19 protein-coding genes are annotated in these 12,950 nt (G+C 69.9%); 9 read left to right on the top strand and 10 right to left on the bottom strand.

The annotated features are described in order from the left end of the window. Nucleotides 1–334: hypothetical protein (locus AC0693_RS34175; protein ID WP_478803928.1), on the top strand; the 334-nt coding region annotated here is incomplete at its 5' end. Between the two features lie 344 nt (nt 335–678). Here the strand turns inward: AC0693_RS34175 and AC0693_RS34170 are convergent. The 3 genes from AC0693_RS34170 to AC0693_RS34160 all read right to left on the bottom strand — a co-directional run bounded on the left by AC0693_RS34170 (nt 679) and on the right by AC0693_RS34160 (nt 2,671). Continuing rightward, complete coding sequence (locus AC0693_RS34170) at nt 679–1,806, bottom strand: alpha/beta hydrolase (protein WP_478803927.1); 1,128 nt, start codon at nt 1,804–1,806, stop codon at nt 679–681. Nucleotides 1,807–2,036: 230 nt separating this feature from the next. Then, nucleotides 2,037–2,417, bottom strand: coding sequence for a PIN domain-containing protein (locus AC0693_RS34165; protein WP_469320253.1), 381 nt, complete (start codon nt 2,415–2,417; stop codon nt 2,037–2,039). After that, the gene (locus AC0693_RS34160) at nt 2,414–2,671 is read right to left on the bottom strand and encodes a hypothetical protein (RefSeq protein WP_478803926.1); all 258 of its coding nucleotides are present in this window, start codon (nt 2,669–2,671) and stop codon (nt 2,414–2,416) included. The genes AC0693_RS34165 and AC0693_RS34160 overlap by 4 nt, the downstream gene beginning before the upstream one ends. Before the next feature lie 165 nt (nt 2,672–2,836). Between AC0693_RS34160 and AC0693_RS34155 the strand changes: the two genes are divergently transcribed. Genes AC0693_RS34155 through AC0693_RS34140 form a run of 4 tightly spaced genes read left to right on the top strand, consistent with a single transcriptional unit; the run spans nt 2,837 to nt 4,589 of the window. Continuing rightward, nucleotides 2,837–3,169: a hypothetical protein gene (locus AC0693_RS34155; RefSeq protein WP_478803925.1), complete on the top strand. Its 333-nt coding sequence runs from the start codon at nt 2,837–2,839 to the stop codon at nt 3,167–3,169. Beyond that, on the top strand, nt 3,166–3,567 hold the full coding sequence (locus AC0693_RS34150; protein WP_469320256.1) for a TraR/DksA family transcriptional regulator: 402 nt from the start codon (nt 3,166–3,168) through the stop codon (nt 3,565–3,567). Before AC0693_RS34155 ends, AC0693_RS34150 begins: the two co-directional genes overlap by 4 nt. An 18-nt stretch (nt 3,568–3,585) precedes the next feature. After that, nucleotides 3,586–3,786, top strand: coding sequence for a hypothetical protein (locus AC0693_RS34145; RefSeq protein ID WP_478803924.1), 201 nt, complete (start codon nt 3,586–3,588; stop codon nt 3,784–3,786). Next, the gene (locus tag AC0693_RS34140) at nt 3,783–4,589 is read left to right on the top strand and encodes a 3-keto-5-aminohexanoate cleavage protein (RefSeq protein WP_478803923.1); all 807 of its coding nucleotides are present in this window, start codon (nt 3,783–3,785) and stop codon (nt 4,587–4,589) included. Before AC0693_RS34145 ends, AC0693_RS34140 begins: the two co-directional genes overlap by 4 nt. 302 nt (nt 4,590–4,891) lie before the next feature. Here AC0693_RS34140 and AC0693_RS34135 read toward each other — a convergent pair whose 3' ends face one another. Next, nucleotides 4,892–5,233 (bottom strand): DUF5713 family protein, encoded by a 342-nt coding sequence (locus AC0693_RS34135; protein WP_469320258.1) that lies wholly within the window; start codon nt 5,231–5,233, stop codon nt 4,892–4,894. A 288-nt stretch (nt 5,234–5,521) separates the two neighbouring features. Next, the gene (locus tag AC0693_RS34130) at nt 5,522–6,283 is read right to left on the bottom strand and encodes a hypothetical protein (RefSeq protein WP_478803922.1); all 762 of its coding nucleotides are present in this window, start codon (nt 6,281–6,283) and stop codon (nt 5,522–5,524) included. A gap of 281 nt (nt 6,284–6,564) precedes the next feature. Between AC0693_RS34130 and AC0693_RS34125 the strand changes: the two genes are divergently transcribed. Further along, nucleotides 6,565–8,349: an SMI1/KNR4 family protein gene (locus tag AC0693_RS34125; protein ID WP_478803921.1), complete on the top strand. Its 1,785-nt coding sequence runs from the start codon at nt 6,565–6,567 to the stop codon at nt 8,347–8,349. A gap of 74 nt (nt 8,350–8,423) precedes the next feature. Here AC0693_RS34125 and AC0693_RS34120 read toward each other — a convergent pair whose 3' ends face one another. Continuing rightward, nucleotides 8,424–8,978 carry a GNAT family N-acetyltransferase gene (locus tag AC0693_RS34120; protein ID WP_469320261.1) on the bottom strand — a complete coding sequence of 185 codons (555 nt, stop codon included), beginning with the start codon at nt 8,976–8,978 and terminating at the stop codon, nt 8,424–8,426. Nucleotides 8,979–9,101: 123 nt separating this feature from the next. Here AC0693_RS34120 and AC0693_RS34115 point away from each other — a divergent pair, with 123 nt between their 5' ends. Next, nucleotides 9,102–9,551 (top strand): DUF5958 family protein, encoded by a 450-nt coding sequence (locus AC0693_RS34115; RefSeq protein WP_478803920.1) that lies wholly within the window; start codon nt 9,102–9,104, stop codon nt 9,549–9,551. A gap of 3 nt (nt 9,552–9,554) precedes the next feature. Here the strand turns inward: AC0693_RS34115 and AC0693_RS34110 are convergent, their stop codons facing one another. From AC0693_RS34110 to AC0693_RS34100, 3 genes are all read right to left on the bottom strand, one after another. Then, entirely contained in the window at nt 9,555–9,902 is a 348-nt protein-coding gene (locus AC0693_RS34110; protein ID WP_478803919.1) for a hypothetical protein, read from the bottom strand. A gap of 45 nt (nt 9,903–9,947) precedes the next feature. Next, entirely contained in the window at nt 9,948–10,322 is a 375-nt protein-coding gene (locus AC0693_RS34105; RefSeq protein WP_469320291.1) for a hypothetical protein, read from the bottom strand. A 106-nt stretch (nt 10,323–10,428) separates the two neighbouring features. Beyond that, entirely contained in the window at nt 10,429–10,695 is a 267-nt protein-coding gene (locus AC0693_RS34100) for a hypothetical protein (RefSeq protein WP_478803918.1), read from the bottom strand. Nucleotides 10,696–10,953: 258 nt separating this feature from the next. Between AC0693_RS34100 and AC0693_RS34095 the strand changes: the two genes are divergently transcribed. Beyond that, nucleotides 10,954–11,436: a PH domain-containing protein gene (locus AC0693_RS34095; protein ID WP_478803917.1), complete on the top strand. Its 483-nt coding sequence runs from the start codon at nt 10,954–10,956 to the stop codon at nt 11,434–11,436. Between the two features lie 146 nt (nt 11,437–11,582). Then, a complete protein-coding gene (locus tag AC0693_RS34090; RefSeq protein ID WP_478803916.1) occupies nt 11,583–11,756 on the top strand; it encodes a hypothetical protein in 174 nt (57 codons plus the stop codon). Here the strand turns inward: AC0693_RS34090 and AC0693_RS34085 are convergent. Beyond that, a complete protein-coding gene (locus AC0693_RS34085) occupies nt 11,749–12,906 on the bottom strand; it encodes an FAD-dependent oxidoreductase (protein ID WP_478803915.1) in 1,158 nt (385 codons plus the stop codon). The two genes, AC0693_RS34090 and AC0693_RS34085, sit on opposite strands and share 8 nt — an antisense overlap. Nucleotides 12,907–12,950: the final 44 nt, after the last annotated feature.

Raw genomic sequence — 12,950 nt, 5'->3', positions numbered from 1 at the left:
ACCCATCCTCCCGACCTGGCTCAACGAGTCAGGCCCTCGATGGGGGTCAACTTTCATCCGCCGCCAACGGTCCACTTTTCACCCGCCGCCGACAGGCGATGAGGTAGTCGCCGTCTCGTGGCGCTTGAACAATGACGACGGCTCTGCAGGTACGGCTGCCACAGGGGCAACGTCGGTCGTCAGGGTAGGCGCGCTGGCCATCACCGTCTATCTGCGAAACGAGGGCGCGGGCGACACGGGGCTTGATGTTCTTCAAGCACTGACGGAAACAATGGCAGCCCGCGCCGGCGAAGCGATTTCTGGCCACACACCCCAAGCAGCGGTGCGGCTCTGAAGCACCGCCTCGCTTGACACGAGCTTCATCACGGCGCCGCGCTGCCGGCACGCAGTATCCGGGCCTGGGCGGAGAAATCGGCGCGGTGAGCACCAGCCCCCGGCCCGGCAGCGGAACCGACCACGAGAGCCTGCCCCAGCCGTTTCCCGCCCAGTTGCCCGGATCGGTAACCAGCCTGGTCACCCCCCGCCCCGGTTACCGGCTCTGACCCAGGTCAGACGGCCTCGGCACCGCTACCTCACCTGAGGTTGAGAGCGAGCCGCACGCCGACATGAGGCTGAGCCCCGTCACCGAAATAACGCCAGCCGCAGCTGCGGGTCATGGCTGCACCTTCCTGCGCGCGGTCACTTTGCGGCGACTGGGCCGCGCATGCGGTCGCTCATCCACTTCAGGTCACCCTTGAACAGGGTGTCCGTGTACTTGTAGCCGTCGTGGCCGCCCTCGAAGGAGGTCACCTTGGTTTCGATCGGGCCCTTGGTGATGTCCTGGCGGAGCTTGTCGAGGGCCGCGACCTCCGACTTGGGCTCCTTCGTGCCCATGAGGAAGGAGATCGACACCTTGTGGGCGGTGGTGGGACCGGTCGACGGGCCGGTCGGGGCGCTGGTCGAGGGGCTGCTCTTCGGCGTGGATTTGGGGCTGCTCTTGGAACCGGTCTTGGCGCTGCTCGACGGGCTGCTCGAGGGGCCGCCCGCGCCGCCGCTCTTCTTGATCAGTTGCTCGGCCAGCCAGGCGGGGCTGTTCTCCTGCTTCTCCTTCGGGTGACCGTTCCACAGCGGGGAATCGGGGGCCGCGTCGGGCCCGCCGGCTATCGCCACGCTGAACCGCTCGGGGTACTGGAGCACCATCTTCATGCCCACGTAGCCGCCGGAGGAGGAGCCGAAGAAGCCCCAGCCCTTCGGGTCGGCGTAGGTGCGGAAGTTCTCCCGCACCAGGTCCGGGACGTCGTCCGAGATCCAGGTGCCCATCTTGGGCTGCCCCGGTATGTCACTGCCGTCGTAGTAGGTGTCCTTGTTGGCGTTCAGGACCGGCATGACCACGATGAAGGGCAGGCTCTCACCCTTGTCGGCCGCCTCCCCGATCCGCTCCTGGAGGCGGAACTCCTTGGAGAAGAAATAGTTCGTCGGGTAGCCCACCGCGCCGGGCAGCGCCATCAGCACCGGGAAGGCGCTGTCCTTGTACTCGGGCTTGCCGTACTGCTTCGGCACCCAGGCCCACACGCGGCCGGTGAAGCCGGACTTCGGTCCCGTCAGGTCGGTGCGCACCACGCGTGTCCCGTCGGGCAGTTCCCGCTGCGTGGTCCACTCGCGCGGGTTGGTCGGCATCCGTACGTCGCTCGGGGCCTTGCTCTCCCCCGGCTTCGCCGTCTCCTTCGGGGCGAAGGAGACGGGATCTCCGTCGCTGGAGCAGCCGGACAGCGCGGCGACGGCGGACAGGACGAGGGCGGCGCAGAACGTGGCGGAACGGTGTTTCACTGGGGACTCCGGTGCAGACTGAAGGATCTCGAACGCGGTATCGAACGGATCTCGCAGGTAGAGATCAATACGGCGACGGATCGGTTCCAGCCGAGCGGGGCGAGGCTCGTCACGGCGAAGGACGCGGGACGAGCGGCGTCACGCGACCTCGTCGATGTCCAGGGCGCCAGAAGACTCATGGTCGTGCTGTGCCACGGCTTCGTCTGGTGTGGGCGGAGAGACTGGGACCGTCACGGGGTGAGGTCCAGGATCCGGACGGGCTGGCCTTCCCAGCGTTTCGGCATGGTGGTGGCCACGATCGCACCGTCGGGCCGGTCTGCGGTGGGCTGCGCCGCGTGCCGACTGTGCGCAGCGGCCCACGTCTCCTGCTGGGCGACGGCTAGCGCGGCGGGCAGGTCCAGGTCCAGGACCGTGATGCCGGGTAGGGCGGCCAGGTGCTCTGCGGTGCCGGGCCGTGCCCGGTCTGCTTCGACCAGTGCGCACGAGGGGGCGTAGAGGAACCAGCCGGTCTCGGCATGTGCGCGGTGGATCAGCCGAGAGGCCAGAATGTTGCCCTGTCCGGCCGCAGCCATGGCCGTCTCGTCCAGCACGATGTGCATCGCTTCGCTCATGGGCGCTGCACCTGCGCGAGCCGTCGGTCGAGTTCGCTGTCGAGTGCGTGCTGCTCGGCGGAGGTGGGGTCGTACCCGTTCCAGGCGCGCAGTGCGGCTTGCGCCTTCCGGGCACGTTCGGCGCGCTCAGCCGGGGTCAGCATCGTCTCGGCCAGGCGCGCCAGGTAGGCGCGCAGGGACAGCCCCTCGGCGGCGGCGATCGCGGCGAGACGGTCCTTGGCTTCCTCGGGGATTCTCACGTTGGCATCGGGCATTGTGGTGCTCCTTTCCATGATTCTAGGGTACGGGTACGTACCCGTACCCACGTAGCGGGCCTACGGCTTGCGATGCGACCGAGGCGCGCGAGCATGGGACGTCGGGCGGTGCAGACCGGGTAGGCGCCGTGAGCGGGATAAGGGGCGGCTGGAGGAGGTGGCGCTGTGGCACGTGCGGTGTGGGCTGGGGAGGTCGCTGCCCTGATCGAGGCCAGGAGGGCTGGCGCGAGCACGGTGAAGGGGGATCTCGCGGCGCAGCCGACCGGGGTGGTCGCCCTCATGGGGGCCCTGCTCGCCAGCGTCGGGCGTGCCGGCAGCCCGAAGGCCGCGACGGGGAAAAAGCCGGTGGCGAAGAAGTGGATCCGATCCTCCGCCCCGACGGAGGAACTGAGTGGCTTGTCGGAGGCAGGCCTCTGTATGAAGGGTGCCGCCGCCCACGTCCTCGGGCACTTGGACGTGACCAACGACGATCTGGGGAAGGCGCTGTCCCGAACATGACTCAGGCAGGACGTGACGAGCACGGGCCGTCCGAGTTCGCGACCGCCCGCGCACGCCTCGCGGCCGATCGCGCCGACACCCTCGCGCGGGCGGCTGCGCTCGGCCGCGACTTCGACGGGATCGTCGCGGCGAATGCCTTGATCGCGGTCGACGACGAGCACGACCCGGAGGGGGGCAGCACCGCCTTCGAGCGGGCCCACGTGGCCACTCTGATGGCGCGGGCGGCCGAACACCTGGAAGAACTGGACCGGGCGCTGGAACGGCTCGATCGGGGAGAGTACGGACAGTGTGAGGGTTGCGGTGGCACGATTGCGCCGGAACGCCTGGAAATCCGTCCGGCCGCGACCACCTGTGTCCGCTGCGCGTCCGAACCGCGCCGGCGGCCGCGTCCCGCCTGACGCCGAGCGGAGTTCGCGATGCGCGACCGCGAGTGGCTCGGCCTTCTGCTGGTCAAGGACACGGGGATCGTCTGCACGGGCTGCGCCGGCTCGATGAGCACTGTGGACGAACTCCCGGCCAAGAAGGCCGCTGCGAACAAGACCGGCGCGGTTGTCGGCGTCGCGATCGCCGGCACGGGGGGTACAAGGCGGGAGGTCGGGGCAGGATCCCGAGAGTGATCCAAGCATGCCTGAACGGTCGCCGGACCCGTAGCGAACACGATGATGTCCCCCTCACCTCTCGGCAACTGGCGGCCCAAGCTGCCGCGGTGGCGGCCGAAGGTGCAAGCAGCATTCACATGCATCCCAGGGACAGATCTGGGCGCGAAAGCCTTCAAAGCTGGTGCATCGGGGAAGCCGTCGGTGCGGTACGCGCGGCTTGCCGGCTGCCGGTGGGGGTGTCGACCGGCCTGTGGATCACGGATGGAGATGTGTCGCGGCGACGGGAACTGGTCACGCGATGGCGCCAGGACGCGCTGCCGGACTTCGTGTCGCTGAACGTGAGCGAACCCGGCTTCGGTGAGATGGCGCACGTGCTGCGCGGGATGGACGTCGGAATCGAGGCCGGCGTCTGGTCGGTAGCCGATGCGCGTCTCCTTCTCAACAGCCCGGCGGCCAGCTCGTGCGTCCGTGTGCTGGTGGAGGTCATCGGCATGCCACGGCAGCGTGCGTTGGACGAAGCGGATCGGATCTTGTCGGTGCTGCACGAGGCCGGCCTCACCGTCCCCGTGTTGTTGCACGGGGACGGGGACAGCACGTGGCCCGTACTGGACAGGGCGCTGGCCCGCGGTCTGGAGAGCCGGGTAGGGCTGGAGGATGTCCTGACGGACGCCGCCGGTGCCCGGGTGCAGGGCAACACCCATCTGATGCGTCTTGCGCTCGGCCGCCGGGGTGTGGTGGCGGGTGACGGCCCCGGCGTATCGGGTGGCGGTCGTGGCGCGAGGGACGGTGCCGAAGGGGCGGGTGCCGGCAGTCACGAGTAGGAGGCTGACTGCACACCAGGCCTTGGGCCGGGCCCTGTGCCAGGGTCAGGGCCGGTGCCGGGCCTTTCCCGCCCTTTCGGAGGGTTCAGGGGATCCGGCCTCTGTCTCTTTGGACCGCTTCGATTCCGGCTTGGAACCGGCTTGTCGCTCCGAGACGGTTGGTGGAGTCGCTGATGATCCGGCGCGGTGCGTACCGACACCCCGATGTATTCAGCAGCGGTCGGCGCGTAGCCGTTCCGGGCCGGCAGTACGGCCTGTGCCTTCTCGGCGGCGCTCTGCGCGTTCAGTCGGCGTGAGCCCGCTCACCAGTCTCGGCCGGCGATCAGCTCCTCTGTGTCCGCGTCTGCAAAGCCGTATGCCGACGCGACAAGGCCGAACTCATCAGCGATCCATTCCCGCGCAACCGTCTCGATCTCACTCCCGGCTGCCTCGAACTCCGCTTCCAGAAGGTTGAATTCCTCCGTCGCGGCCTGCGTGAGCGCGCACAGGGCCCCCAGATTCGGCGGCTGCTCAGCCTCGATCCGCTCGCACAGTCGCAGCAGGATCGCCCTGCCCTGGTCTACGACGTCATCGGGGAAGTACGAGTCCTCGTACATCGGCTGCAGAAACGCATGCCGTGTTACCTGCTGGTTTGTGATCGGCATGCGCTTCCCCGTCTCCGCAGAACAGCTGACGTGCCGATCATGCACGACACCACTGACAGCTACGCCGCCCATGCCCGCGGCACGTGTGGCGGCCCGGGCTCCGCAGGAGCAGGCCTGGCTGAGGTCCTCGGTTGCGTTCACCCACAGCATCCGGTGCTGTTCTTCCAGTTCGGGAGGGGCTGCCAATGCGGGCGCGTCATCGGGGTGGATCACGAGCGTGTTGCGGACCCCGGCCGAGGCGACGAATCCCTGACTCGACTCCTCGGCGTTGGCACTGAGCCGATCGTCCTATCGGGCCGCCCTACGGCGTGTGCGCAGCCAGGCGTAAATGCCGCCGCCCGCCACAGCCAGCGCCGCGGCCGCCCCCAGGACCCAGGGGTTCGGCAGCATCGTGGTGTGCGCCTGGGCCTGCGATACCGGATCGTGGCACCCGACAGCAGCCGGGGTGACCCTGTAGCGGGCCCAGACCTTCGCCGGCTTGCCGCCTTCTGCTCTCTGGACGACGTAGAGCCCGGGCTGGGCGTCGCAACGGACTCTGGCAGTGGCGGTCACCGCCTTGTCGCCGTGCATGACCACCGACCCGGTGAAGACGGGGGAGCTCAGTTTCACGTCCCCGTCGCTTGCGAGACGCGTGGGGTCGTGGGCGGTGAGTTCGCCGCCGGCCGTGACGGAGGCCACGTGCCAGGGCGTCTGCGGCCAGGGCGCGTCAGTGCCCCAGTTCTCCTCCTGTGACTGCGGCGGTAGAGCGGCGACCCGCCTCTCGCATTCCGTCCGGGCGAGTTCGTCGGCCGGTGCGACCTGGACGCTTCCCCAGAGTCTGCCGGTACCGGAAGGTGGCGCCTCCTCGTCGGCGGGTGCCGCCAGGCGCACCTCGTACAACCCGGGCGCGGCTGCGCAGGAGACGGTCATGACCGCCACGACGAGGTGGTCGTCCATCCGGAGCACGCCGTCTCGCATGAAGGCGGCGGAGACCACCCGGGTGCCGTTTCTCGTGTCAGCGGAGGAGTGGGCGTCGGTTGAGATCCCGATCTGGTCGCCAGGCTGCGCCAAGAGTTTCGCACCGCTCTGCATCGGTCGCGGCGGGTCCACCGCGGGCGTGGCCCATGCCGTGGCCGCTGTCCCCGACAGCGCGACCGTGAGGATGGCACCAGCAGAGCGAGCGATCGTTTTCCTCACTATCTGGCCCCTTTCGTTTCCCATTGGCGATCTTTCAGGAAACTGCATGGCCTGATCTCCTATCAAGCTGATGAACCGTTACCCTTCGCTGTCTCCATAGTCGCCACGGCCGGCTCGGCCGGCCGGTGTCAGTGCCCGCGCCTAGGGTGCCGGACATGATCACGTTCACCGTCGGAGAATCCTGGGACCGCATAGAGAGCTGGCTCGCGCGGCACGCACCCGTCACCCACGGGCTGCTGCGACCGCCGGCCCTCCCGGCGGACATTGCGGCGGCCGAACTCCGGCTGGGCGTGGCCTTCCCGCCCGATCTGAAACGGTCGCTGCTTCGGCACAACGGTGTGGAGCTCCAGGACGGAACGCTCCGGCTGGACTACTACGGACCACCGTCCGGAGTTGGGGAGATCGTCTGGAGCGCCGAGTTCCTGCGCGGGGTCGGGGAGGACGTTGCCGAGGGGGAGTCCGAGTTCGACGAGGAGGAGCGCGACGAGTACGCGTACTGGCCGCACGAACGACTGCTGATCACCCTGGGCATCGGCTGGCAGTCCTCCGACGGACTCTTCCTGGTCACGCGTCCCGGCCCGCACCACGGGCGGGTCGGCCGGTACTTCGACGAGACGGGCTCGACCTTCACCGCCTGGCCGGGACTGCGGAACGTGCTCTCCGACTTCGCCACGGCCCTGGAAACCGGCGTGCCCTTCGACGGGCGGACACCCCTGGCTCACGACGGCCGGCTGATCTGGGACGGTGGCACAACGGTCGTCGCCGACCCTGCCTCCGCCCTGGGCCTCGCCGCCGCGTCCCCCGAGCCGCAGGTCCAACCCGCAGCCGAACCGGCTCCGCCCGTCCCCCAGTCCGACGGTGCCTACGCCTTCAGCACCTTCGGGAGCGGACACCGGTCCGCTCCGCCCGGACAACCTGACGTCGTGTTCGTGGCGGGCATCCGCCCCGACGAGGTGCTCGACCGGCTGGGCTCCGTGCCGGCGACCGTCGCGCCGCGCAGCCGCGAGCAGGCGCGGCTGTCTGCCGGCGCGCCCTGGGCTGCGCACCGCCCGATGGTCCGGGCCGGGTCATGCGGCGAGGGGTGGTCATACGCCACGCAGGAGGGCGGTGACCCCCAGTTCGGCCGTCCCGAGGTGATGGGACGGCTGTCCCGCGGAACGCGGGTGGTGCGGCTGGCGAAGCAGGGGGCAGAGGTGTGCGCGACCGTCGTGGAGGACGGCACGGAGCGGCCGGAGGCCGGCCACCGGGTCACATCGCCGCGCGAGGACTACGTCACCGGACCCGACGGGCGACCGGCAGTGGGACCGGGCGGCCAGCAGTGGCAGCGGATCGGCGTCGATCCCTGGCCCGGTTCGACCGCCGCCTACGCCAGGCTGCTGACGGGCCTGGAGGCGGAGCACGGCATCAGTTGGGACCCGGCGGACGACGCGGCGACGCCCCTGGCCAGTGCCCTGGTGCTGCCGGTCCTCGACGCGGTGCCGGAGGCGCGGCACCCGGTCACCGTCGTACGCGACTATGACCTCGGCGCTCTCGTGGAGCGGACTCCGCCGGGGCGGTTGCGCTCGGCAGTGGCGGCGCAGCTCACGCGGCTGGCGTCCGAGACCGGAATCGACGGTTACCCGGCGATCGCCCGGGCGCTGGAGCAGGCCGGCCGGGGCGAGCCGGTGGACCTCGCGGCCGACGGGGACCTCGATCTGCTGATGCGGACCATCCAAGCGGAGACCCGGGCCGTCCGCGGACTGCTCGACGCGGCCCGCCACCAGCCGGACCCGGCACCCGTCACCGCGGCCGACCTCACGGCGTGGCGCGGACGGCACGCCGCGGCCGGGGCCCTGCGCCGATTCCTCCTGCTGCCCCTGCCCGCGGCGGCCGCGACGATCCTGGACCTGCGCATGTCCGTGCACTGGCGCGACGAGTTGGCGGCGGACCTCGGTGGCTGAGCCGGAGCCGGATCGACCAGCCCGTGGACGTATTCCACGTCCAGGTCCGAAGACGCGGTTTCGGGGTCGGTCGGTCAGGCCGGGTGCCAGTCGCGGCGGAGGAGGCCGAAGATCCAGGAGTCGGAGACGTCGCCGTTGACGATGCAGTCCTCGCGGAGGGTGCCTTCGCGGACGAAGCCGAGTTTCTCCAGGACCCGGGCGGATGCCAGGTTGCGGGTGTCGGTTTCGGCTTGGACGCGGTTGAGGTCCAGGGTGTCGAAGGCCCAGCGCAGGACGGCGTGCGCGGTTTCCGTGGCGTAGCCGTGGCCCCAGGCGGTGGGGGCGAAGACGTAGCCCAGGGAGGCGCTGCGGAAGTCGGGGTTCCACTGGTGCAGGCCGCACCAGCCGATGAACTCGCCGTCGGAGGCGCGGTCGATGGCCACGCGTGCTCCTGTGCCCTCCTCCTCCATCGTGCGGCAGGTCGTGAGGAAGCGCTGGGCACGGGCCGGGTCGGTCCACGGCGGGGAGTCCCAGTAACGCAGCACGTGGGCGCTGCTGTGCAGGGCGTACAGCGGCGCCGCGTCGGCGTCGGTGAAGGGCCGCAGGCGCAGGCGGGCCGTGCGCAGCTCGGGGGTGGGCAGCAAGGTCATGCGGGCATCCTGCCGGGCCACGCGTGCGCCCGGCCATCCGTTTTTGTCCGCTGCGCGGGAGGTCGGTCGGTCGGTCCGGCTCTGTGCGCTCGCCCCGGAGGGGCGCTGTGGAACGATTGAGGGGTGACCGAATCGAGTAGCCCGGGCGGCACTTCGTGTGGGGACGGGACCGAGCGGGTCGTCAACGGGATCGCGCAGGGACTCTGCACTCTGGACGAAGGGGTGGCCTGGTTCACGAGCCTGGAGCCGGGCCGGCGGCAGGAGGTGCTGCACAAGGCGGGCCTCTACGCGATGCAGGCCCACATCACGGCGGCGGACGGTCGCACCGGTGTGGTGCGGTCGGGGGTGAAGGCCACCGCCAATCCGGCGGTGATGATCTGCATGGACCCGCCGCGCTACGGGTTCTCATGCCTGCCCGCCGACGAACACGTCACGGCCTTCCGTGTGCTCGTCTCCGTGTTCGCCGTCGCCGACACCCGACGCCGGTTGATGCACTGCAAGGGGCAGTGTGCCCATGCATGGCACAACCTGGCGCCGGCGGCCGGCGAGCCGGCCGATGGGTTTCCACGGTGAAGCTCAACTGTCGACCTGGGGGAACGAGATCCGCGGGCCGGGGTCCGTGGATCCGACCAGCTCGGCCAGCCGGGACAATTGCTGCCAGTAGGCCAGGCTGTCGTCCTCGCCCAGCACGGTGAGGATCTTGCCGAGCTGAAACCCGCGCCACTGGAGGATCCGGTAACGGCGCTCATCGAGGGTGCCCTCATCGTGCAACCAGGTGTGCACGCAGCCGGCAATGTCCGAGTCCACCATGACGAGGTCGAAACCCGCCCGTTCGGCGCCCGCCAGCCCCGGAGGGAAAGGAGCCGAGCTGAAGTCCTCCCACAACGCCTTCACAGCAGCCATCAGATCGGGTCCGTGTTTCATCCCCCGATCATGGCCCAGGTTGGCAGTAGCGCCGACCAGGGCCGTCTACCGCAGGGCCCTTCCCCACGGGGTCCAGCCCTGGGTGACGTCGGTTCGGCGCCTGTTCCAGATGGCGCCGTCCGCGCCCCACACGGTGATCCCTCCATAGCCGGCCGGGTGGTACGTCACGCCGCTCCGGGCGACTCCGCCCAGCGATTTCCACCCTCCCCAGTGGCCGTCGCTGGTCATGCGCGTCCACACCGCGGAGTCGAGGCCGATGAGGAACTCTTCCTCCTCGCCGGTGAACAGCGTGTGCTCGGTCACCCCGTACTCGCAGATGTAGAGAGCCCCGCCGCCCCCCTTGCACTGTGCGGCTTCAGCCGGGGCGACGGACATCAGCAGACCTGCCATCACGGCGGCCGCGACGACCGCGGCTTTCATCTTCTTCACGCTCGGAGTTCCCTTTTCCTGCTTCGGGCGTCGACGGTCGGTCGGCCGACCCTCGTACGCCCGGTCACTCTAACCTCAAGATCAACTAGAGCGGATCTCAACTCACGCCGCCGGCGCGGGCCCTGCGCACCAAGGCGGCGATGGCGGCCGGAGCCACCAGTGCCCCTACGACCAGCATGGCCGACCACATGGCATCGCTCTGGTGGGCGGGATTCTCCTCCGCCTGCCGTGCCAGGATTCCGATAGCGATGACCGCCAGGGCGGACACCCCCAGAACGAACGCCGCCAGGCCCCTTCGAGCCGCGGGCGAACGCAGCGGGATCAGCGCAATCGCCAGCCATACCGCAGCAAGAAGGAATACCACTGGGCTACCTGCCATGACGCCCCCAAGTCGCAGATATCAGAAGCGAGTTGACCATGTCATGACTGTTCCCTGATGTCACCCCTGCCTTTCCCTGACCGTCCCCTGATGTCACCCCTGCCTTTCCACCCACGCCGGGCCGCTGTCGCCGTCGGGGTCCCGTGGGTGAGCGGGCAACCGGGGGGTTTGACATACGAGCCATTCCGGCTTCAGGGGGGTTCGCTGCCCGTTCTACAGTGGCTGCTTCCAGGAGGGGTGATCATGGGGACACAGGATGTGCCGCGCCGGTATCGGGTGACCGGGTGGAAGGCGGCCCGCACGCTGACCTTTTTCGGCGCATCCGTTTTGGGGTTCCTCACTCTCACCTGGGGCCTTCCGGAATTTGTCAGCGACCAGGTCAAGGCGGCGGCGAGCGCGCTGATGGTCTTGTTGTTCGTGGGCGTGGCCTTCTCGCTTCCTCGCAGCGGTACCTCGATCGACCGTGACGGCATCGAGCTCCGCGGTCCGCTCCGGACGCGGCGGCTTGCCTGGGCGGAGGTCCAGGACATCCGGACCGAGCCCCTGACCAGCGGGGCGAGCCACATACCGGAGACGGTCGCGTATGCCTACTTGGCCGGCGGTGGGCGCAAGCTGCTGATCCACCTCAATGACTTGTACGTGCCCGACTTCGAGCAGGAGATCGCCGTCGTGCGGATGATCTGTGCTGAGCGGCGCGGTGGCGGGGGTGCTCCTCCGGTGGTGTGATCCGGCGGAGGCGGCCGGCTACGCATCGTTGGCGGCGGGGGCGGAAGGAGGACCGCGCTGCGGATACGCCAGAAGGGCCATGGGGCGCCCGAACCTCAGGATCCCTGGAACGAGATCACGGCCGGACTGTGGATGGGCGGTCACTCTTGGGTCGACGGCCGGGGGCTCTGGTCGAGCTGGGGTGGGAGACGGCCGGAGCGGTCGACACCGTCCGGCGGAAACGATCCCCCTTCGCTCTGAACAACCGGATCTTCGAGGAATACCTCACCGCCGGACTCGGGGTCGCCCGGCTCCTCGTCGGCCTGGACCCGCTCAGCTGACCTCTTTGCCGGCGAGGAGGTCGAGCAGGCCGTGGGTGGGGTTGTCGGCGGAGAAGATGTCGGTGAGGTTCACGCCTTCGAACGTGGCGTCTTCGGCGCTGCGGGGGAACAGGGTGCGTTCGTAGGCGGCGAGGGCGGCTTCGGTGTCGTCGGGGTGGGCGGCGAGGGCTTGGGCGAGGTCGGCGCCGTCGAGCATGGCGAGGTTGGCGCCTTCGCCGTTCGGGGCGGCGAGGTGGGCCGCGTCACCGAGGAGGGTGGTGCCCCGTACGCGGTCCCAGCGGTGGCCGGTCGGGAGGGCGTGGTGCGGGCGCAGGACCGGGGCGGTGTCGGTGGCGGTGATCAAGGCCGTGAGTTCCGGTGCCCAGCCGTCGAATTCGCGGGCGATGCGTGCGGTGGCGGCGGTGGGGTCGGTGAAGTCGATGGCGTCGAACCAGTCCAGCGGCCTGGTCAGGGCCACGTAGGCGTGCAGGGTGTCGCCGCGCTCGCGGTGGGCGAAGATCTCGTTGCCGGGAGCGGGGGCGATCAGCATGCCGCCGCCGACGGCCTTGGCGGTGGCCGGGTGGCGGGTGTCGGCGTCGAAGAGGTACGTCTCGACGACCGAGGTGCCGGTGTACCGGGGCGTGTCGGGGGAAAGCAGCGGGCGGACCCGTGACCAGGCGCCGTCCGCGCCGACCAGCAGGCTGGTGGTGAGGGTGGCGCCGTCGGCGAAGGTCACTTCGTGGCGGCCTTCGCCGAGGGTGCGGGCGCCGCTGACCTTGCGGCCCCAGCGGACGGTGCCGGGCGGGAGCGAGTCGAGGAGGATCCGGCGCAGTTCGCTGCGCAGGACCTCGGGGCGGCCGCCGGTGCCGTCGTCCGGCTTGTCCAGCACGACGGTGCCGTCCGGCTGGAGGACGCGCATGGCCTGGCGGCCTTCCAGCACGATGGCGTGGAACTCGTCCATGAGGTCGGCCGCTCGGAGGGCGAGCTGCCCGTTGTAGTCGTGGATGTCGAGCAGGCCGCCCTGTGCGCGGGCCGCCGGGGAGGCTTCCGCCTCGTAGACGGTGGAGGGGATGCCGTGGAGGTGGAGGACGCGGGCCAGGGTGAGGCCGCCGAGGCCCGCGCCGATGATGGTGACCGGCGTGCGGGTGGGGGTGCTGGGTGTGGTGGGCATGGGGGCTCCTTCGGGTGGGCGGCCGGGGGTCCCGGCCGTCTCTC

This window comes from Streptomyces sp. NPDC043876 (genome assembly GCF_056435825.1).
The sequence above is the reverse complement of the archived record's forward strand: the minus strand, read 5'-3'. Positions and strand labels throughout refer to the sequence as shown.

Coding starts and splice junctions, on each gene's coding strand:
- AC0693_RS34165 (WP_469320253.1), bottom strand. CDS start 2,417: ATGAGCGAAGCGATGCACATCGTGCTGGACGAGACGGCCATGGCTGCG.
- AC0693_RS34160 (WP_478803926.1), bottom strand. CDS start 2,671: ATGCCCGATGCCAACGTGAGAATCCCCGAGGAAGCCAAGGACCGTCTC.
- AC0693_RS34150 (WP_469320256.1), top strand. CDS start 3,166: ATGACTCAGGCAGGACGTGACGAGCACGGGCCGTCCGAGTTCGCGACC.
- AC0693_RS34145 (WP_478803924.1), top strand. CDS start 3,586: ATGCGCGACCGCGAGTGGCTCGGCCTTCTGCTGGTCAAGGACACGGGG.
- AC0693_RS34135 (WP_469320258.1), bottom strand. CDS start 5,233: ATGCCGATCACAAACCAGCAGGTAACACGGCATGCGTTTCTGCAGCCG.
- AC0693_RS34125 (WP_478803921.1), top strand. CDS start 6,565: ATGATCACGTTCACCGTCGGAGAATCCTGGGACCGCATAGAGAGCTGG.
- AC0693_RS34120 (WP_469320261.1), bottom strand. CDS start 8,978: ATGACCTTGCTGCCCACCCCCGAGCTGCGCACGGCCCGCCTGCGCCTG.
- AC0693_RS34110 (WP_478803919.1), bottom strand. CDS start 9,902: ATGAAACACGGACCCGATCTGATGGCTGCTGTGAAGGCGTTGTGGGAG.
- AC0693_RS34105 (WP_469320291.1), bottom strand. CDS start 10,322: ATGAAAGCCGCGGTCGTCGCGGCCGCCGTGATGGCAGGTCTGCTGATG.
- AC0693_RS34095 (WP_478803917.1), top strand. CDS start 10,954: ATGGGGACACAGGATGTGCCGCGCCGGTATCGGGTGACCGGGTGGAAG.
- AC0693_RS34085 (WP_478803915.1), bottom strand. CDS start 12,906: ATGCCCACCACACCCAGCACCCCCACCCGCACGCCGGTCACCATCATC.